The organism is Pseudonocardia sp. TMWB2A (assembly GCF_017312135.1).
Genome location: NZ_QKQY01000001.1, coordinates 2,264,092 through 2,284,518 on the forward strand (window position 1 = coordinate 2,264,092; position 20,427 = coordinate 2,284,518).

Sequence of the window (20,427 nt, forward strand, 5' to 3'; positions counted from 1 at the left end):
TCGTCATTGCGAGCGCCGACAGGCGCGCGGCAATCCAGCCAGCCTGCCGACCCCCGCGCCGCCCTCCCCCCCTCTCCCCGCATGGGTCTCGGCGTGCATAAATGCGGCGCGCAAGGATGTGAGGCCTTGAGGGCAATCAAGCCGCGCCCCACCACCGCACGCCACAATGTGAATTTTCGCACGTATCGCGCTTTGCCGTTGCGCGCCTTTGCGCGGGCTGGCAGCATCCGGCACCGATGGCGTTACGGGTCGCGGCGGATTAAGCGACGGGAGAAAATCCCGCATTTTTTTCGTGCATAAGGCTATCTGCACCGGTCTTTCCCCCTTCTAAGGACTCCCCCTTAAAGGCCGGTTGCCGGTGGGAGGGGCAATGCGATGCAGTATGAAATTTCGAACAAGACGATTGACGGCATTACCGATCTGGTCGTGTGGGCGCCGATCAAACAGGGTTTTATCCGCGCCTTTGAAAATGTGACCTATGAAAGCCGGTTGAAACTGGTCGCCGAAGCCTTGCACAAGGTCCGCGTCAGCGCGCGCGAGCATGAGCTTATCACCCCCTTTGCCGACACGGCCGAGCGCATCCTGACCTTGCTCGATTTCCGCATCGGTATTGCCGACCGCGACCTGTTTTCGGTGCGATTCGAACCGAAAAATGATCCGCTGTTCGGCAAAGGCTATGACGCGCAGATGGAGCCGCGCCGCTACCTCTATCTCGCCGCCACATTCGATGGCGCGTGGGAGCCTTATATGCGGCTTATCTGGGATCCGCTCGGCCCGTTCCTCGATCTGCTATTATGCAATTGCGAAGGCTATATGCCCGCAGGCGACAATGGCTTTCCGGCCTATGCGCAATGGGTGCGCGATAACCAGCTTGATTCGGCGATTTTTTATTCGACCACGGGTTTGACCGTCAAAGACCAGATTTACCTGTCCAAGCTGGAACGGTTGCAGCGCAGCCTTCCGCCGGAGCAGGTCGATCTTGCGCTCGCCAAAATGACCGGTGATGACCCGACGACCGAGGCCGCGCGCTTCCGCAAGGCCGCGCTCCAACCCGGCAATCCGGCGGGGTTCGAGGTCCACCGGCTCGCATTGGAGGCGCTGACCGTCCTTTATCGGCTGACCGATTATTATCCGCCCGACCGGCTGCTTCCCAACGACAAGCCCCCCGAAGACCCCGACCATGAGCCGGGCGACGGGCGCTTTTTGTTGCGCGCGGCGCAGATGCTGCTCGATGGCTGGGATCCCGCGATGCTGAACCCGCAAGCGCGCGCCGCCTATCAGGAACCGCTTGGCTGGTTCGCGATGAAACCGCCCCCGCGCATTGGCGAAGCGGGTGCGGGAGACGGCGCGGTGGACGGAAATATGCCTGCGCCTGACCCCATCCCCGATCCCGTTCCAGACCCGCGCGAAGTGCAAGCGGGGCTGCTTTCAGGCTATGACAAGCCCGACGCGCCCGTCACCCACGGCGCGCTGCTCCTCATGCAGATCACCGATGCGGCCAAGCTGCGCCAGTTTTTGAAGGCCTTCCCGATTAGCTGGGAGAGCCAAACCCCCGATGACGGCATTTACCGCACCTTGGCCTTCACCCATAAGGGGCTGGAGCGGATGCGCTTGCCGCATGATGTATTGCGCAGCTTCCCCAAGGAATTTCGCGAAGGCATGGAGACGCGCTCGGGCCTGCTCGGCGATTTTCGGGAAAATCATCCGCGCCGCTGGACATTGCCCGAACGCAACTGGCCGCCGCGCCACAATGAAGAGCGGCAGGCGCGCCCGCCGGTCGAATTGTCCGAAGTGGATTTCATTATCCAGCTTCGCGCCGTCGAGCGCGTCTGCCCGATGCCGCAAGCCGAAGCGGGGAGCCAGTCCGCCAGCGCCGCGCCGCAACATGATGTTTCGGGCGGGGACGGTGCAGAAGCCGCCAGCCCCGTGCCGCCATCGCTCCTGCCCTATCCCGATTATCGCAGCGAAGCCGCGCGCCAATTCATTGCCGAAAGCGGCGACCCCGCAAAATTTTCCGCCGAAGAACTGGATGCAGCCGACCCTGTTCTGGCCGATGATCCGCTGCCCGCGCTCATTGCCGCTATTGGCGGGGATTGGAGCGAGATTGGCGCGCAACTGGTCGCAGTCGAATCGATGCACCGCGCGGATAATTATACGCCGGATAGCGCATCACTCGATACCGAATCAGCCGGTGGCAGCATGACGCCGCCCGCACCCCCGCTCCCGCCTTCCGCGCGCGTCGACCATTTCGGTTTCCGCGATGGCATCAGCCAGCCGGGGCTTGCAGGACAAGCGGGCATCATTCCGCGCGATGTGGTGAAACCCGGCGAGTTGTTGCTCGGCTATCCCAATGATCGCGGCGATGCGGGGCTTCCCGCCGACGACAAATGGTTCCGCAACGGCAGCTTCCTTGTCATCCGCAAAATCGCACAAGATGTGGGCGCGTTCAACCGGCTGATCGCATCAGGAGCCACGCATGGCCTCGATGCCGACCATACCGCCGCGCTTCTTATGGGCCGCTACCGCGATGGCCGTCCGCTGGTCACAGGCGCGACCACAGGCCCAACCACAGACCCGACCGACCATAATGATTTCGACTATAGCGCAGACAGCGAGGGGCTGGCCTGTCCCTTTGCCGCGCATGTCCGCCGCACCAATCCGCGCGAGCCGTTCCACAAGCGCCCCGCGCCCCGCATCTTGCGGCGCGGCATGTCTTATGGCCCGCGCTATGAAAGCGACCCCAAAGCCGACCGCGGCATTTTGTTCATGGCCTATAATGCGAGCATTGCCGAACAGTTTGAAACCATCCAGCGATGGATTAATGGCGGCAACAGCAGCGGCGTTGCCGCCGCGCAAGGCGACCCGCTGATCGGGGTCGGCCCCAAAAGCGGCAAGGGTGTTTTCCGCTGTGTGCTGCGCGAGGCCGGAACCAATGGCGCGCCGCCATCCGAGCGCGTGGTGCGTATCGACATTCCCGACCGCGTGACGCGGTTGCGCTGGGGCGCTTATTTCTTTGTGCCGTCGCGCACCGCGCTCGCCAAAATATGCGACCCCGCGCTCGATGCGCCAGTGAGCAGCGACCCCGCCGCACGTAAGGGCGAGGATCTTATCGCCAAAATCGAAGCCTTGCCGCCACAGGCGCGCGATTTCCAGTGGAAGTCCATTCTTGAAGATTTTCGCACCAAAGACCCGTCCGAACGCAGCACCAGCCCGCAAGTATGGACCGCCATCCGCGATTATCGCGACGGGGTTTACCGCCTGCCGCTCATGGCCAAAAAGCCGGGGACGAAACCGCATCCGGTGGCCAATGGCAAGTTCAGCCTCAAAAATGTCGATATTTTTTCCGATGGCGCGGATCGCGGCGCGGCGGGCGAGGAACAGGGCGTTATCCTTGTTGGCAGCACCGCCAAAATCAATCAGGTCCTGTCCGATGCGAAACGCTTTTCGGTGGCCGAACAAGGTCGGCGCGTCGAACAGACGGTCGGCCCCATCTATGTCGCGCAAGACCCAGACGCGCGTTATTACAGGGAATCCGCGGACACCAACGCCGCCTTATTCGCTTATGGCGAAGCGGAGGCCTATGCGCTCGCTTATGCGCTCGGTTCGGCCTTTCTGGAGCGCCGCAGCCAAGCCGCCGATGCGACCGCCGCCCAGCTTGGACAACCCCAATCGGAGGCTTTTTTCAAGCTAGAATTGCGCCGTGAATATCTGATGCCGGTGCTGGGGATGTTGTGTAGCCGCTGGTTCGATATACCTGACGCGCTCGGCCCGGATGGCAAAAGCGCCTTTATCGACAATGGCGGCTGGAGTTGGGAGGCTCCGGCCCCGCATGGCACGCGCAGACCGCATTGTCCCGGTGACTTCATGGCTCCGTCGCGCGAGGCTTTTTATCCGCGCCCGACCGATACAATCCGCGATTATGGCCGCAAACATGGCGCGGCCTTGCGCACCGCCGCGCTTGCGCTTGTCAAAGCCTATCGCAGCCAGCCCGATAAGCTTCAGGGCCTGATTTCCAAGCCGCTCTTTGCGATGATCGCCGATGATGATTTACTCGCGCGCAACCTTGTTGGCAGCATGACGGGGATGCTCGCGCCGACCGACGGCAATTTGCGCGCGGTGCTGTTCGATTGGCTCACCGACCAGACGTTGTGGCAGCATCAAGCCGCGCTCCATCGCCTATCGGGGAACTGCCAGCCTGCGACCTATATGCAGGCACGCGATGCGCTGCGCGCACCCATCGAGGCCGCGATGCGCAAACGGCCCGCGCCCGATCTTGTCTATCGCACCGCTACGCGCGACACCGTGTTGGGACGCGAGCGCATCCGCAAAGGCGATCTGGTGATTTTGGGGCTGGTCTCCGCCACCGCCGAGCAAGGCGGGTCGGTGGATACCATCTTTGGTGGCTACCGCTCGGCCGCCGCGCAACCCTCAGGGCAACCCGTCCACGCCTGCCCTGCTTACAAGATGGCGATGGGGTCGATGCTGGGCATCATTGCCGCCTTGCTCGATGTCGGCCGCATACAGGCCCAACCCGCCTCACTCATCGTGCGGATTAGCGGGTGGCAGTTAAATTGATGCGGGGGTGGTTGAAGAGGGGGTAAGGTGGCGCGTTACTGCTTATCCGTGCTTCGACAAGCTCAGCACTAGCGGGTTTTTAGCGAGCGGGGCATGATTAGACAGCGTATAAGGGCGGGGCATGATTAGCGGCTTATAACGGGCGCGCTATCAGGAGCGGCGTTATAAAATCCCGGCCCGCGCCGCGCTATTTTTCGCGGCTTCATGCGGAGACTGGCGGATTTGGGCGCTGCGTTCGGCATGGCCGAGATAGCGCGCGGCTTTCTGTCCATCCCCTGCCTTGGCGGCTGCCCAGGCCATTGCGCGCCATGCCATTGCTTCGCCCAGCCGGTCGCCTTTGCGTGCGCGTAACGCCGCGCGGGCGGCATGGTGCCGCGCTTCTGCCACGCGGTCGAGCGTCACCAGCGCCTCGGCGAGCCAGCCATGATTGAGCGAGATAAATTGCTGGCTTGCGCTCGCTTCAAGCCAGTCGGTCGCGTTGCGGATCGTATCCACCGCCGCGACATCGCCGCTAATCTTCCAGCGCGCAAACGCCCCCAATGCCCGCGCCATTGCGAACAGATAGCGCGCCTTGACCCGCTCGGCGACGCGCCGCCCCTGCTCGGCATAATGGAGCGCCTTGGCATATTCGCCCTGCCACAAAAGCGCCGCACAGCGCATTGTCAGCACCGATGCGGTCATTTCATGTTCGGTCGGCCCCATCACTGCAATCGCCGCATCAAAATCGCCGAACGCAGCGTCGAACGCGCCCATATCGGCGCGCACAAAGCCGCGGCAGGAGAGCGAATAAGCATGGCTCAGCGTCGCATTGCCATGGCCGGCCTCAGCCTTTTCCATCGCCGCAATCGCACCGTCGAGCAAGGCCAGCGCCGGGCCATAATCACAAGCGGTCGCATGGGCTTGGCCCAGATTGGCAGGGATTTGCGCGGCCATACGCTGTTCGCCCGACGCTTCTGCCGCCGCCATAGAGGTGCGGAAATGGTCGAGCGATGCGCGCGCTTCGCCCAGCCCGTAGAGGATGAAACCCAGCCAATATTCCGCCCAGGCCAAGGCTTTCTGGTCATTGGCGGCCAAGGCATCGGCAGCGGCGCGCTCCAGAACCGGAAGCTGGTCGCGCGACGGGTCGACCACACAGGCCATGCCGAATTTGCGCACAATCTGCATCCGGGTGCGGGCCAGCGCCGCATCGTCCGGACTGCGCCGCGCCAGACTATCGAGCGCCTTCAACGCCGCGCGATATTGCGCCTGCGCACGGTCGAGCGCCGAACTGCCGAGCGCGCGGTCCCCTGCCAGCGCCGCATAATGCGCCGCGCGATGCGCATTGCCACCCTCGGCATAATGGTAAGCGAGCGCCTCATGATGCGCGTCCGCCCCGCCTTCTGCATGGTGCAAGGCCGACACGGTGCGTCCATGCAGATCGCGCCGTTCGGACAAGCCGATGGTCTGGTAAATCGCATCGCGCGTGAGGCCGTGCTTGAAGCGCAAGGTGCCGGGCACGTCGCCGGGATAGATAAAATCCTGCGCCATCAATGCTTTAAGATGTGCATCTTCCCGTTCCACTCCCGCAACGGCCGTGAACAACCAGTCGGGAAAGACCGTGCCCAATATGGCGGCGGCCTTGACCAGCGCAGCCTGATCGTCGGGGAGGCGCGCAAAACGCGACTGGATCAGCGTATCGAGCCAGCCATTGCGGTCCCCGGTTCCGTCCAGGCCTTGCCCGTCCGCGCCCAGCGCCGCATCATGGCATAATTCTTCGATAAAGAGCGGATTGCCGCCCGCCGCCTCGCAAATCCGGTCGACCACAAAAGGCGGCAGGCTGGTGCGGATACCATCGATGGCGGCGACGGTTTCGGCGGCGCTCAAGCCTTGCAGCTCCAATATGTCCGCCGCGCTCAATTCGGCCTGCACTGCGTCAAATTCGCGCGTGGTGAGGAGGAGGAGCAGCGATTGGTCCGCCGCGCGCAACAGGCCGTTCAGCACCGCGCGGCTCGCATCGTCCGCCCATTGCCAATCGTCGATCCACAAAATTACCGGCGCGCGCGCGGTGTGCAATGCGTCGCCAAGCGCGGCGCTGATCTGTTCGGGTTGGAGCGGGGCCGTATCGCCCTCGACGCGCGATGTCCGCCCCGACAGACGCCGCAACAGCGCACGCGCACCGGTGTGCGTGGGAGCATCGGGCGCAACATCATATACCGCGTCCAGATCGGCCCCGATCGCGTCGGCAAGCTGGGCAAAGGGCTGGAACGGCCGCGCGCCGAGATAAGCCTCGCAATAGCCATGATAGATGGTCGCGCCCTGCCCCGCCGCGTCATCCAGAAATTCATTGACCAGCCGCGTTTTGCCGATGCCCGCAGGCCCCGCCACAATCGACAGCCGCACCGCGCCATCCGCTGCTGCATCGAGCGCACCGCGCAGCCTCGCAAGCTCGACCCGCCGCCCCGCAAACGGCGTCAGTCCGCGCTTGGCGCGCGCGGCAAAGCGGGTTTCGGTGCGCTCGCGGCCCGTCACCGCATAGACGCCGAGCCGCCGCGTCGTGCCGCGGATTTCGGCTTCCTGTCGCTCGCCGGTACGGAAAAAATGCCGGTCCGCGCCGAGCGTCGCATCGCTCACCAATATTTCATCGCTCGCTGCCAGTTCGCACAGGCGCGAGGCTACATTGGTGGCGTCGCCCAGCATTTCAAACTTGCCGCGCACCACATCGCCCGGTTGCAGCAGCACCACGCCCGAATGAATCCCCGTATGGAGGCGGATCTCCTGCCCCGGCGCGCCATAATGGCGGTCGAGCGTTGCGGCGGCGTCATGAAGGTCAAGCGCGGCTTCGGTCGCGCGGCGGCCCGCATCTTCATGCGCGGTGACATGGCCGAACAACAGAATCGCGCCATCGCCGTCAATCCGCACAATTTCGCCGCCATGTCGCGCGACGATACGTTCGAACATCATGCGCAATTCGTGCAGCAATTCGGCGTAAATTTCCGGCTCCATGTCGGCGGAAAGCTGGGTGGAGCCGCTAATGTCGCAAAAGGCGATGGTGAGGTGGCGGCGCTCGGCCTTGGGCGGCGGTGTCGGTGCCGTCTGTGACGCCGGACCACTCCCCGCCGCGAACGGGGGCAAGGAAGGAGCGCCGCTTGCCGTCATCGCCGGTCACGCGGCTTTCCTGCGAGCAAGCGCGCGGCGGCCATCAGCGTTGAGTCCTCGTCTGCATTTCGCGCAGCTTGGGGATCGACAGGATGCGCAAGGTCCGCCCCGATTGCCGCACAATCCCTTCCTTGGCGAGCAGGCCGAGTTCGCGCGTCACCGCCTCGCGATGCGTGCCCAGCCGCGCGGCAAGCTCGGCATGGGTCGGGAATTTTTCGAGCAGCACGGTGATGTCGTCATGCCCCTTCTCGCCCGCCAGCCGCAGCAATTCATTCTGGATGCGGCAGTTAACGGGGAGGTTCGCCAGTTCAAAGGCTTTGGATGTGAGGTTGCGCACCCGCGCCGATAATTGCTGCGCCATCCAAAATCCCGCGACCGGCACTTCGGACAGGAAAGCGCGAAACGCTTCGCCGGTAAGATGCGCCAGCACGGCATCGTCGAGCGCCACGACATTGGCCGAACGCGGCTGTGCATCGAGCGCGGCCAGCTCGCCAAACACCATGCCCGGCCCCATATTACGCAAAATGGTTTCGCGCCCGTTCATGGTAAATAGCGAAATTTGCACCTTGCCGCTGACGATCAGATAGACGTCATCGCTTGCCGATCCTTCGGACAGGATGATCTGGCTGCGGCGCACATGGACGGGGCTGGAACGCGCAAGAAAAGCTTCCTTGAGATGCGCAGGAAAGGGCTCTTCCGCATCGGAAATTTTCTGATTGCCCGCAACAACATCAGCAACTGTGACAGGCGTCACCGTCATTGGCCGATCCCTACCGTCCCCCACTTCACCCTCCGCTTGCGCGTAAACTCTATATAATTGTGCCAATTATCACAAGCGGCTTGTGGCTTTCAGCGCAGAATTGCACGGCGTTTTGGGCGATGACGGTACGGCAACCGGTTTACGGACTTCGCTTATTTGCGTTTCCCTCCACGGACCGGACCTGCCCTTGGGCCTGGCTTTGTCTTGCATAAGGGCACGCATGGATTGAAGCCGGACACGGTGTTTTTGCGACCCGCACCTTGTGCGGCATCAAACCGGATGGCGGGTGTGACTGGGGGCAGTTGCACCCGTCATTTCTTTGTGTTTTCAGTTATTTACGCAGCACAAACAGAAATGACGCCAAGCCGTCAGATACGCTCGCCCGACAGGCGTTGGCAGATCATATCAAGCTGGTCGAGACTCGAATAGCTCAAGGTCAGCGCGCCCGCATCGCCGGGGCCATGCGCGATTTTGACCTTGAGGCCGAGCAAATCGCCAAGATGATCCTCGACCGCCAGAATATCGGGATTGGTGGCCCCGTTTCCGGCAGGGAGCGCCTTGCTGCGGGCCTTGGGACCGTTGGCGCGGTCTTCGGGCTTGGCCGCGCGCGCAAGCTTTTCGGTCGCGCGCACCGACAGGCCTTCAAAAGCGACGCGCTGCGCAATCTCTTCGGCCTCCGGCGCGCCGATCAGCGCGCGCGCATGGCCCATGCTAAGCTGGCCGCCGACAATCATGCCGCGCACCCGATCGGGCAGATCGAGCAGGCGCAGATGGTTCGCGACATGGCTGCGCGATTTGCCGACAATTTTGGACAGCGCCTCTTGCGTATGGCCAAATTCGTCCATCAATTTCTTGAATGCTTCGGCCTCTTCCATCGGGTTGAGGTCGGACCGCTGGATATTTTCAAGGAGCGCAATCTCCATCATCTCGGCATAATTAAGCTCGCGCACAATTGCCGGGACTTTGTGGAGTTGCGCTTCTTGAGCCGCGCGCCAGCGGCGTTCGCCCGCCACAATCTGATAGCCATAACCGTCAATCGCGGGGCGCACGATGATCGGCTGGAACATACCGCGCGATGCAATTGATTCGGCCAGTTCCTTGAGCGCCACCGGATCAAAATGGCGGCGCGGCTGGTCGGGGTTCGGGTGGATTTCGCTGACAAACAGCGATTCGATCACCTCGCCTGACGGCGCGCGATAGCCTTTGGTTTCAATCGGCGCTTCCTGCGCGACATCGCCCAGCAACGCATTCAACCCGCGCCCCAAGCCCATCGTGCGCTTCTTCGGCGCCGCAGCGATGCCATCTTCGGGGTCGGATGTGTTTTGGGCCATAACGGAAATTACCTTGGATTTTCTTTATATAATATAATGACTTATGCAGCTTGACGCGGCTGCGGCAAGCGGCCCACAACTTCGCGGGCGAGCGCCATATAGGCTTCCGAACCGGGGCAGCGATGGTCATAAATGAGCGCGGGCATACCGTGGCTCGGCGCTTCGGACAGGCGCACATTGCGTGGAATGACGGTTTCGAACACGACATTGCCAAGACAAGCGCGCACATCGTCGGACACCTGCTCGGTCAAGCGGTTGCGCCGGTCATACATGGTGAGCGCGACGCCCAAAATCGACAGATGCGAATTGAAGCGTGCGCGGATGCGCTCGACCGTCTGCAAAAGTTGTGACAGGCCTTCGAGTGCAAAAAATTCGCATTGCAACGGCACCACCAGCGATTGTGCGGCGACCAGCGAATTGACCGTGAGCAGACCGAGCGAGGGCGGGCAATCAATGATGCACACATCCCACTTCCCCATCGGTGCTTTGCGTAACGCATGTTGCAGACGGTGGGTGCGATCGTCGACTCCGACCAGCTCGACCTCGGCGCCCGACAGGTCAACGGTCGCCGGAACAATATCGAGACGCGGAATGCGTGTCGGAATCGCGGCTTGCTCGACGCTCGATTCGCCAAGCAATATGTCATAGCTTGACCATTCGCGTTCGGATTGTGCGACGCCCAGACCGGTTGACGCATTGCCCTGCGGGTCAAGATCAACCAGCAGCACGCGCCAGCCGATGGCGGCCATTGCGGTGGCAAGATTGATCGCGGTGGTGGTCTTGCCCACTCCGCCCTTCTGGTTGGCGACCGCTATGCAAATCATCGAAACCCTCGAATTTCTGCGCTTTACTGCGCCTTGCCGTGACCGACGAGAATGTGGCTGTCCGCATCCGTCAGGCTTTGTTCCACGTGGAACAATCTTTGCCATGATTTGGGAAGCGATGCTAGTTCATTAACTGCGTTTTTTCCTTTGGGCAGCACCCAAATCGTCCGCTTTGTCGCAAAGCGCCCCGCAAGGTCGAGCAATTTGGGCAAAGGCGCGAAGGCGCGCGCACTGATAATTGCGCTGTCAAACGCCGCTACACGCTCCAATTTGTCATGATGGACGGTGACATTGGCGAGGCCCAAATCCGTCGCAACCCGCCTCAAAAAATCACAACGCAACGCGCGTGATTCGACCAGATGGACCGGACGGTCAGGCGCCAGTGCTGCAATGACTATACCGGGAAAGCCCGCCCCTGCCCCCAGATCAAGCCAAGGCCCACTCTCCGCATCCTTGGTGAACAGCAAAAGCTGCGCGCTATCGACATAATGCCGCGCCCACAGCGTATCGAGCGTGGAGCCCGCAATCAGATTCTGCCGCGTCATTTCGTCGCGCAACAATCCCTCGAACCGCTCCAGTTGCGCAATTGTTCCACGTGGAACATTGAGTGTCTCGCTCAGCCAGGAGCGCGCGTCCTCATTATTGCTGATGTTCATGCCGCCGCCATTTTCGACCGGCGGCTGTAAATGAGAATCGCCGAAAGCGCCGCAGGGGTCACCCCCGCGACCCGCCCCGCTTCAGCCAACGTCGCCGGGCGCGCCGCCGACAGCCGCTCGACCATTTCGTTCGACAGCCCGCCAATCGCGCGATAGTCGAGCGCCGGATCAAGCGCGATCCGCTCATTCGCCTGAAGGTCGCGAATCTCGTTTTCCTGTCGCGCGAGATAAGGCGCATAATGCGCGTCCTCGGCTAGTTCCGCCGCAATCGCCGGGGGAAGCGTTGCCAGCGCAGGTTCGGCCCGCATGATGTCCGCCCAGCCAATCGTCGGGAAGCGGAGCAGTTCGCCCAAGCTACGCTGCACCCCGTCCGCCGGAATCGCCGCGCCCATTTCACGCAGCATCGCGGTGCTGGCGCGCGTTGCGAGCAAGGCCCTCCCCCGCGCGCGTTCTGCCTGCCGCGCCTCGAAACATGCCCCGCGGGCATCGGACAATACGCCCAATTCAGCGGCGAGCGGCGACAGCCGTGTTTCGGCATTGTCAGCGCGCAGCCGCAAACGATATTCCGCCCGCGCGGTCAGCATCCGGTATGGCTCGCTCACCCCTTGTAACACAAGGTCGTCAATCATCACGCCGATATAGGATGACGCGCGGTCAAGAATCATCGGCGCACGTTCCTGCACAGCCAGTGCAGCGTTAATCCCCGCAACCAGCCCTTGCGCCGACGCTTCTTCATAGCCGGTTGTGCCGTTAATCTGGCCCGCGCAATAAAGGCCGGGAACTGCGGCCACCTGCAAATCGCGGCCCAGCGCGCGCGGGTCGATATGGTCATATTCGACCGCATAGCCCGGCACCACCAGTTCGGCTTGCTCCAAACCTTCCATGCTGCGCACCAGCGCAAGCTGGACATCGGTCGGCAGCGAGGTCGAAATGCCGTTGGGATAGATAAGGTGCGTCCCCAGCCCTTCGGGTTCGAGGAATACCTGATGCCCGTCACGGTCGCCGAAGCGGTGGATCTTGTCCTCGATCGACGGACAGTAACGGGGCCCCTGCGCACCGATGGCCCCGCTGAACAAGGGTGAACGGTCGAGCCCGCCGCGAATAATTTCGTGGGTCGTCGCATTGGTGCGCGTGATCGCACAGAAAAGCTGCGGCACATCGCGGCGCACGCTGTCGACCGACATGGTCCAGTCCGCATCCTCTTCGCTGTCCGAAGGCTGTTCGGCGAGCCGCGCCCAATGGATCGTGCGCCCGTCAATGCGCGGCGGCGTGCCGGTCTTGAGCCGGGTCATCGGCAGCTTGGCTGCATAAAGTTGCTGTGCAAGCAAGGACGCGCCGGGTTCGCCAATGCGCCCCCCTTCCATGCGCTCCTCGCCGCGGAACATACGCCCGCCAAGAAAAGTGCCGGTGCAAAGAATCACGGCGCCCGCCGCCAAGGTCCGCCCGTCCGCTAAGGTCACGCCGGTCACGCGCGCGCCTTCAAAACGCAGTTCGGACACTTCGCCTTCAACGATGTTCAGACCATCCTGCTCATTGAGCAGCCGGTGGATTTCCGCTTTGAACAAGGCCCGGTCGGCCTGGATGCGCGGGCCTTGGACCGCCGCGCCCTTCGATGCGTTGAGCATCCGGTAATGGATCGCAGCCGCGTCCGCCGCCTTGCCGATTAACCCGTCAAACGCATCAACCTCGCGCACCAGATGGCCCTTGCCAAGCCCGCCAATCGCAGGGTTGCACGACATTGCGCCAATCGTCGCGCGCTCGAAACTGACCAGCGCCACCCGCGCGCCCATCCGCGCCGCCGCCGCCGTCGCCTCGCACCCGGCATGGCCGCCGCCCACGACGACAATATCAAAGTCCAACAATAGCATGATGCCCTCGCGGTACAGCAAAAGCCCCCCAGCGTCAAAGCCTCACACGTCCTTCCTTATCAGCACCCGCGCATTGTTCCACGTGGAACAATTTATTTCCCGATGCAAAAACGCCCGAACAATGCGTCGAGCATATGTTCGGTGGAGGCCTTTCCGGTGAGCCGGTCGAGGGCGGCGCGGGCGATGCGGAGGCGTTCGGCGATGATGAGCAGGTCTTCCTGTTCATGCGCGGTGGTCAGCACTTCGACCGCTTCGGCGATGGCGATGCGCTGGCGTTCGTTGAGCGCAATTTCGCCGCCCATCGGCAACAGGCTGGACGCTTCGGCAAGGATGGCATCGACGAGCGCGCCCATCCCCTCGCCGCTTTGCGCGGACAGTATCACATCAGCCCCTTCGGCGCGCGCCTGCCACAATGCATCATCGGCATAGCGATCCGCTTGCGGCGCAACGAGGATCAGCGCGGGATGGTCGGGCGCATCATCGACCGGGCCGAGCCAGACCAATATGTCGGCCGCATCGACCATCGCGCGCGCACGTTCGATGCCCATCGCTTCGATCACATCGCCGGTTTCATCGCGCAGCCCCGCCGTATCGGCAAGCCGCATCGCGACCCCGCCGACACTCACCGGAATTTCGACCACATCACGCGTGGTGCCCGCAATGTCGGAGGTTATCACCGCCTCGCGTTGCGCTAGTGCGTTGATAAGGGTCGATTTTCCGGCATTGGGTGGTCCGGCCAGCACCACCAGCAATCCATCCTTTAACCGTTCGACCGGCGGGCGCAGCAGCCATTCTTCCATGTCGGCGTTGAGGCCTGCAATCGCCGCCTCGATCATCCCCGCGCGCGCGGGGTCAACATCATCCTCGTCGGAAAAATCAAGATCAGCCTCGACCAGCGCGCTGATACGCAATAGCTCATCCTGCCAGCCTTCGACCGCGCGCGACAAATGGCCGTCGGCGAGCGCAATCGCGTTGCGGCGTTGCGCTTCGGTTTCTGCGGAAAGCAGATCGGCAAGCCCTTCGGCTTCGGCAAGGTCGATCACCCCGTTGGCAAACGCGCGCCGGGTAAATTCGCCGGGCTCGGCAGCGCGCAGATTGGGCAATGCAGCGAGCGCATTTTCCACCGCGCGCACCACCGCGCGACCGCCATGCAAATGCAGCTCGGCCAGCGGCTCGCCCGTCGCGGTGCGCGACCCCGGAAACCACAGTAGCAGCGCCTGATCGAGCGCCACGCCGTCCGCATGCTTCAAATGCCGCAAGCGTGCCGAACGTGGCGGCGGGAGATCGCCCGCAAGCGCGCGCACTGCCGCTTCGGCGTGCGGTCCCGAAATGCGGATAATGGCAATGGCGGCAGGCGGTTGGCCGCTCGACAAAGCGAAGATGGTATCATCGGACATAGGTCCAGACTGATACCATCCCTGCACACGATTGCCACTAATGCTTGGCGCTTTTCGCTTATCCTTATCCGCTCCGACTTACCGGCGGGCAAGCGCGGGGCGCGCCGCAGTTACGGCGGCGATGCGGATGTCACGCTGGTTGCGGATCAACGCGCTTGCGGCATCGCGGCACTGTGTCACGTCATTTTGTCCGGCAAGATCGGCGGATGAAGCGGTGCCGCATAAATGTTCGAGCGCGTCACGAGTGCGGCGGTCGAAGCGGGCCACATCGTCGGGATTAGCAAAATCATAACCTGCCATCGACAGGCGGACACGGACCTGCTCCGCCCTGTTCACAGGCGCATCAGCGGCAAGCGTTACCGGCGCAGAAGCCCCTAATATCAAAGCCATTATCATCGTCATCATCGGTCTATTCCTCTTCATATTCACAAGAGAGGGTTTCTATTTATGGCGCTGGCTTATTCTGCACAAACAACTATAATGCTGTTTCATTCACCATTTTTGCAGAACGATGCAGGTCCGAAAATGCTCGACTGGAATGATCTGCGCTACATGATAGCGGTAGCCGAACGCGGCAGCACTTTGGCGGCGGGCCAAGCTTTGCGGGTCAGCCAAACCACGGTTGCGCGGCGGATTTCCGCGCTTGAAGCGGCGCTTGGCACGGAATTATTCTACCGCCAGCAATCGGGTTATCGTCCGACGGCCCTATGCGAAGCCTTGCTCGACCGCGCCCATAGCGTTGCGCGTGAGGTCAATGCGATCACCAGCATCGCCGATACGCACCGCCGCCAGTTAAGCGGCACGGTGCTGGTGACCGCCTCCGAACTTTATGGCGTGACCATCCTCCCGCCGCTGCTACAGGCGCTGCGCGCGGCGCATCCGGACATCCATGTCGAGCTGGATTTAAGCGATGGTCGCCGCGACCTTGCGACGGGGGCCGCCGATATTGCGGTGCGGCTTGGCGTAATGCCAAGCGAAGCGGGATTAAAGATCCGCCGCGTCGCCTATGACCGATGGGCGGTCTATTGCAGCCAAGCCTATGCGCGCGAACATGGGGTTCCGGCCAATGTGGCCGAAATGGCGAGCCGTGCGATTATCGGCGGCGGTGGCCCCGGCGTGTGGGCGATATATTCCGAATGGCTGCGCAGCTCCGGCCTCGACAATGCGGTCACCATCCATTTCGGCAGCGCGACCGGCTTGCTCGCGGCGGTGCGGTCGGGCGTGGGCCTTTCGGTGTTGCCGACTCTCGTCGGGGAAAGTGAACCGGACCTCATCCGCTGCCTGTCTCCGGCGGCGGACAGGCGTCCGGTGTGGATAGCCACGCATGAACGGGTCGCCATCCGTCCTGCGGTACGCGCGGTCAGTGATTTTCTGGCCGAAAGGATCACGCGGCTACCGGGGGCGTGAGGGGTTGTGGACCGAGATTGTGGTTAGGGGTAGGGTCAAGGGGTTGAGGTTAAGATCAAGGTTTGAGATGGCGTTAGGACGAGGGTTGAGTTGCAAGAAACGGGCAGCTTTCAACCTTGAACCGCTCTTGAACCGCCCCCGCACCTCTCCCCACACCGCTAGTGCTGAGCTTGTCGAAGCACGTGTTTCCGCAATCTCCAGCCTAACGGTTCGCGCCATGCATATGCCCGCCCTTCGACAAGCTCAGGGCTAACGGTTAGGGGGATGGGAAGATGGATTGCGGAGGTAGAAAATTGGCTACCACCACCCTTACCACACTCGCACACCCCTCCCCCATCATTTCTTCTTCGACGCGCTCCCCGCGCTCATGCCGCCGGCGAAGGCGCTCATTAATTGTTGCACCATATTGAGGCCGGATTCGGTGGTCGGCACCCAGTTTTTGATCATATTTTCGACGACTTCGGGCGTGACGCCTTTCTTCATCATGCCCTTCATCTGGTCGAGATAAATGTCGTGGACCGGTTCGAGGTCGGGCAGGCCGAGCATCTGGCGCGCCTCCTGCGGAGTGCAATCAACGTCGATGGAGATTTTCATTGGAGCGGCCTTTCCTTCCGGCAAATGCTGATGCTAGTCTTGCCCCATGTCATCCGCGCCTGCAACCGCTGTCATTGAAAGTCCCGTGGGGCCGATCCGGCTAACCGCCTGTGATGGCGTGCTGACCGGCCTCACCATTTTGCCCGGAGCCGCGCTGGAGGGCGACCGGAGCGGCGATCCGCTGTTAGTGGAGGCGGCAATCCAACTCGCCGCTTATTTCGCCGGAGAGCGGCGCATATTCGACCTGCCGCTTGCCCCCGCCGCCTCGCCGCGCGGGGAGGCCTTGCGCGCAGGGATACAATCCATCCCTTATGGTGAAACCTTAGGCTATGGCGCGCTGGCGAATCTCTTGGACTCAGGGCCGCGCGCGGTCGGGCAGGCGTGCCGCCGCAACCCGTTCCCGATCATCATTCCATGCCATCGCGTGACCTCGGCCAAGGGCGCGCCCGAACATTATTCGGGCGGTCATGGCGTCGACACAAAGCTATGGCTCATCCGCTTCGAACAGCAAAACCGCTAAAAAAATACCGCATATCAATAAGGAGACAGATAATGGCCCAGATCAAGGCAATGGATGGAGAAGGCGAATTTTACGCTTATGTTGCCGCCCCCGAAGGCGCGCCGCGCGCGGCCATCATCGTCATTCCGGAAATTTTCGGGATTAATCCCGGCATCCGGCAAAAATGCGACAAGCTCGCCGCCGACGGCTATCTGGCGGTCGCGCCGGATATTTTCTGGCGATTTGCGCCGGGCGTGGAGCTTAATCCTGATATTCCGGCGGAAATGGACCAAGCGATGGGCTATTTCGGCCAATATGACCCTGATTTGGGCGTCAAGGATATTGAAGCGACCATCCGCGCGATCCGCGCCGGGATTGATGGCCAGGCTGCGGTCGCCAAGGTCGGCTGCGTCGGCTACTGCCTTGGCGGCAAGCTTGCCTATATGACCGCCGCGCGCACCGATACTGATGCGTCGGTCGGCTATTATGGCGTGATGATCGACCAGATGCTGAACGAAGCCCATGCGATTGCCAAGCCGCTGTTGCTGCATATCCCGACCGCCGACCATTTTGTCGGCCCGGATGCGCAAAAGGCGATGCATGAAGGGTTGGACGACCATCCGCGCGTGACGCTCTATGATTATCCGGGGCTCGACCACGGCTTTGCGACCGAAATGGGCGACCGGCGCAATGATGAAGGCGCAAAGCTGGCCGACAGCCGCACCACTGCCTTCTTTGCCGAGCATCTGGGTTAAGGTTCGCGGCTTATGGTCCGTTCGCCCGTCGCGCTCGCCGGTGTTGCGGCTTGGCATGATTTTGTCGCAGGGGACCGTGATGCGGTCGCCCTTCGCGCCATGCTGTCCGATGATGCCATCTTCCATTCACCGGTGGTCCACACCCCCCAGGAGGGCAAGGACAAGGTGTTCGCCTATCTGTTCTCCGCCGCTCATGTGCTGGGCAATGCAGACTTCCGCTATGACCGCGAACTGGTCGACGGCAATCAGGCGATGCTGGAATTTTCCACCAGCATTGACGGCATCCATATCAATGGCGTCGATATTATCCGCTTCAACGATGCAGGCCTGATCGAAGATTTCAAAGTCATGGTCCGCCCGATGAAGGGCATGAACAAGCTGTGGGAACTTATGGCCGCAATGCTGGAGGGGCAGAAGGGGTAGGTTTACGCTACCATTAAAGCCCCTCCTCTTTAGGGGAGGGGCGTACGGAGACTTAGGAATTTTATGCGAAAGCGAAAATTCTTAGTCGAAGTGGGGTGGGGTCTGTCCGCATATAGAACGCCAGACGGACAGTCCCCACCCCAACCCCTCCCCTGAAGGGGAGGGGCTTATGACATGCCAATCCTACCCGAAAACCCAATAAAAAAAAGGCGGCCCGGACTTTAATCCGGACCGCCTTTTTTCATATGCATTTCAGCCTTGCGAGGCCGCTACGCGCTCAGCGATAGAAGATATGGTTGTCGACTTGGGCCATGCGGCGCAGTTTCCAGCCCGGCGATACGTGGCGGGCGTGGAAGAAAAGCGCGCCTTCGACGCTGCTTTTCCAGCTATTGTCCATCGCGATCTGGGTGATGGCGATGGCGTTTTTCCACTGTTGGCCGGCCTTGTTGATGCGCGGCATCGAACGGCCGCGCACGAACGAAAACTGGCTCGGCTGATAGACAACGCCGCAGATCGATTTGGGGAAGCGGCCCGATTTGGCGCGGTTGATAACCACGCGCGCAACGGCAAGCTGTCCGGCAAGCGATTCGCTCTTCGATTCAAAATAGACCGCACCGGCAAGGCAGGTCTGTTCGGCGGTCAGCGCAATGTCGGTCGGCATATTGCGGACCAGATCATTCAAGGACGACGCGCTTTGCGGACGTTCCGCACGCAGGGCATCGGCTTTCTTCTGGATTTCGTCCAGATCGCTGCTGTTGCCTTTTTCGTCGGTGATGATGACGGGTTGCGCTTTGGGGGTTTCGACCGGCTTATCTACCTGGGCGACAGCGTCGTTATTCGCGCTATCTTGAGCCTCTCCAGCCACAGGGACGGCAACAGTCGATGAATTCTGATTATTATTCTGGTTGGCCTGCAATGCGGGGGTAACGTCGAACGCACTGCTATAAGCAAAGCCGGGGTCGGTCATCCAAAAGGCACCCACGGCCGAAATAAGAAGCGCTGCGGCACTCGCAGCTTTGACAATATTACTCATCTAAATCAATTATATATGCGGTGAGCTCGCACAGGAACACGTGGCTGATCCAAGTCATCCATCTGCGTTCAAGGCTAACCCCCCGTCTGCGTGTTTACTTCCTCCAACGGGTTCCCGAGCGGAACCGGAAAGCAACCTGCGCGTTACGTTGAGAAGCGCCCTGCGCGTGCATGACCTTTGCGTCAAGCTGAACCGGTGATTTCAGCGGCGAACCGTTCTGCGTCTGCGGTATCCAGTTCAATTATCCATAAATCGGGATCTGAAGCACGGCGTTTGACCAGATATTCGGATAATTTCTGTTCATTATCAATATGTTGCCGTCCAACAGCAATCCATTTTCCGGGGCCGTCAAAAGTCGGCTCGCGTTCCAGAATGACCGGTTTTGGGCCGGATTCCGGGCCGGTATTCGCGTGGCTTTCGCCCTGTCGCGTATCGTCCGAAAGGTGGCCCGAAACATGGCCCGCACCGTCTCCCGAAGCCCCTTGCGGACAGACAATCAGAATCGCGCCCGCGACCGCATCGCCCTTGGCCAGCACCGTGGCAAAGCCGCCGACAGCTTCGACCTTACGGCGCAGCGCGGCGATAATGACGGAAGAGGCAAGGCGTGGTTCGGGAATCACACGAGATTCCGCGCGGCCGTTCAGGCCGCGTCGCGTTCCTGTTCGGTCGCGAGCAGCGCATAAAGCGCCTCGGTCGATTTGACCCCGCGCAGCTTTTCGACCGCACGGTCATCGCGCAGGAAACGCGAAGCGCGCGCCAGAGCCTTCAAATGCTCCGCGCCGCTATCGACCGGCGACAGCAATACGAAAATCAGGTCCACGGGGAGCACGTCCACCGCGTCAAATTCGATCGGCTTGACCAGTTGCAGGAACAGGCCACGCACGCCCGACAGCCCTTGCAGCTTGGCGTGCGGCAAGGCAACGCCCTTGCCAAAGCCGGTGGAGCCCAACCGTTCGCGCTCGATCAGCCCTTCGGCAACCTCGCTTGCATCCAGCCCCAGCGCCTGTGCAGCCATTTCGCCGATGAGCGGGAAAAGCGTCTTTTTCGATTCGACATCCACATGCGCCCGAACGGTCGCGGGATACAACAAATCATTAAAGTTCGTCATCGCATATCACCATGCGCCCCGTCCGTGCCGCCCGTGAGGGGCAGCGATACCGGTAACGCAAT

The 20,427-nt window shown here is 61.7% G+C and carries 17 protein-coding genes; 5 read left to right on the plus strand and 12 right to left on the minus strand.

From position 1 onward, the window contains the following. Positions 1-375 precede the first annotated feature (375 nt). Entirely contained in the window at positions 376-4,575 is a 4,200-nt protein-coding gene (locus DMP17_RS10465; protein ID WP_337829024.1) for a Dyp-type peroxidase, read from the plus strand. A gap of 162 nt (positions 4,576-4,737) precedes the next feature. On the opposite strand, the gene DMP17_RS10470 is transcribed toward DMP17_RS10465, so the two are convergent. From DMP17_RS10470 to DMP17_RS10505, 8 genes are all read right to left on the minus strand, one after another. After that, positions 4,738-7,710 carry an ATP-binding protein gene (locus DMP17_RS10470; protein ID WP_337829025.1) on the minus strand — a complete coding sequence of 991 codons (2,973 nt, stop codon included), beginning with the start codon at positions 7,708-7,710 and terminating at the stop codon, positions 4,738-4,740. 43 nt (positions 7,711-7,753) lie between these two features. Then, positions 7,754-8,470, minus strand: coding sequence for a Crp/Fnr family transcriptional regulator (locus DMP17_RS10475; RefSeq protein WP_337829026.1), 717 nt, complete (start codon positions 8,468-8,470; stop codon positions 7,754-7,756). 368 nt (positions 8,471-8,838) lie between these two features. Continuing rightward, on the minus strand, positions 8,839-9,801 hold the full coding sequence (locus DMP17_RS10480; protein WP_337829027.1) for a ParB/RepB/Spo0J family partition protein: 963 nt from the start codon (positions 9,799-9,801) through the stop codon (positions 8,839-8,841). 41 nt (positions 9,802-9,842) lie between these two features. Beyond that, positions 9,843-10,730 carry a ParA family protein gene (locus tag DMP17_RS10485; RefSeq protein ID WP_337829028.1) on the minus strand — a complete coding sequence of 296 codons (888 nt, stop codon included), beginning with the start codon at positions 10,728-10,730 and terminating at the stop codon, positions 9,843-9,845. Further along, positions 10,649-11,281: a 16S rRNA (guanine(527)-N(7))-methyltransferase RsmG gene (rsmG, locus tag DMP17_RS10490; protein WP_337829029.1), complete on the minus strand. Its 633-nt coding sequence runs from the start codon at positions 11,279-11,281 to the stop codon at positions 10,649-10,651. The genes DMP17_RS10485 and rsmG overlap by 82 nt, the downstream gene beginning before the upstream one ends. Continuing rightward, the gene (gene mnmG, locus DMP17_RS10495) at positions 11,278-13,140 is read right to left on the minus strand and encodes a tRNA uridine-5-carboxymethylaminomethyl(34) synthesis enzyme MnmG (RefSeq protein ID WP_337829030.1); all 1,863 of its coding nucleotides are present in this window, start codon (positions 13,138-13,140) and stop codon (positions 11,278-11,280) included. The genes rsmG and mnmG overlap by 4 nt, the downstream gene beginning before the upstream one ends. Positions 13,141-13,241: 101 nt before the next feature. After that, positions 13,242-14,546: a tRNA uridine-5-carboxymethylaminomethyl(34) synthesis GTPase MnmE gene (mnmE, locus tag DMP17_RS10500; protein ID WP_337829031.1), complete on the minus strand. Its 1,305-nt coding sequence runs from the start codon at positions 14,544-14,546 to the stop codon at positions 13,242-13,244. Positions 14,547-14,624: 78 nt separating this feature from the next. Next, on the minus strand, positions 14,625-14,951 hold the full coding sequence (locus DMP17_RS10505; protein ID WP_337829032.1) for a UrcA family protein: 327 nt from the start codon (positions 14,949-14,951) through the stop codon (positions 14,625-14,627). Between the two features lie 42 nt (positions 14,952-14,993). Here DMP17_RS10505 and DMP17_RS10510 point away from each other — a divergent pair, with 42 nt between their 5' ends. After that, positions 14,994-15,953 carry a LysR family transcriptional regulator gene (locus tag DMP17_RS10510; RefSeq protein WP_337829033.1) on the plus strand — a complete coding sequence of 320 codons (960 nt, stop codon included), beginning with the start codon at positions 14,994-14,996 and terminating at the stop codon, positions 15,951-15,953. Between the two features lie 336 nt (positions 15,954-16,289). Here the strand turns inward: DMP17_RS10510 and DMP17_RS10515 are convergent, their stop codons facing one another. Then, the gene (locus DMP17_RS10515; protein WP_337829034.1) at positions 16,290-16,547 is read right to left on the minus strand and encodes a DUF6489 family protein; all 258 of its coding nucleotides are present in this window, start codon (positions 16,545-16,547) and stop codon (positions 16,290-16,292) included. 46 nt (positions 16,548-16,593) lie between these two features. Here DMP17_RS10515 and DMP17_RS10520 point away from each other — a divergent pair, with 46 nt between their 5' ends. From DMP17_RS10520 to DMP17_RS10530, 3 genes are read left to right on the plus strand one after another with little or no spacing between them, the layout of a single operon-like run. Continuing rightward, a complete protein-coding gene (locus tag DMP17_RS10520; RefSeq protein WP_337829035.1) occupies positions 16,594-17,067 on the plus strand; it encodes a methylated-DNA--[protein]-cysteine S-methyltransferase in 474 nt (157 codons plus the stop codon). 32 nt (positions 17,068-17,099) lie between these two features. After that, positions 17,100-17,801: a dienelactone hydrolase family protein gene (locus tag DMP17_RS10525; protein ID WP_337829036.1), complete on the plus strand. Its 702-nt coding sequence runs from the start codon at positions 17,100-17,102 to the stop codon at positions 17,799-17,801. A gap of 12 nt (positions 17,802-17,813) precedes the next feature. Then, a complete protein-coding gene (locus DMP17_RS10530; protein WP_337829037.1) occupies positions 17,814-18,224 on the plus strand; it encodes a nuclear transport factor 2 family protein in 411 nt (136 codons plus the stop codon). 277 nt (positions 18,225-18,501) lie between these two features. On the opposite strand, the gene DMP17_RS10535 is transcribed toward DMP17_RS10530, so the two are convergent. The 3 genes from DMP17_RS10535 to DMP17_RS10545 form a co-directional block, all read right to left on the minus strand. Continuing rightward, the gene (locus tag DMP17_RS10535; RefSeq protein ID WP_337829038.1) at positions 18,502-19,257 is read right to left on the minus strand and encodes a cell wall hydrolase; all 756 of its coding nucleotides are present in this window, start codon (positions 19,255-19,257) and stop codon (positions 18,502-18,504) included. A gap of 182 nt (positions 19,258-19,439) precedes the next feature. Further along, complete coding sequence (locus tag DMP17_RS10540; RefSeq protein WP_337829039.1) at positions 19,440-19,877, minus strand: DUF1491 family protein; 438 nt, start codon at positions 19,875-19,877, stop codon at positions 19,440-19,442. Between the two features lie 20 nt (positions 19,878-19,897). Then, positions 19,898-20,365 carry a PTS sugar transporter subunit IIA gene (locus DMP17_RS10545; RefSeq protein ID WP_337829040.1) on the minus strand — a complete coding sequence of 156 codons (468 nt, stop codon included), beginning with the start codon at positions 20,363-20,365 and terminating at the stop codon, positions 19,898-19,900. Between the last annotated feature and the right edge of the window lie 62 nt (positions 20,366-20,427).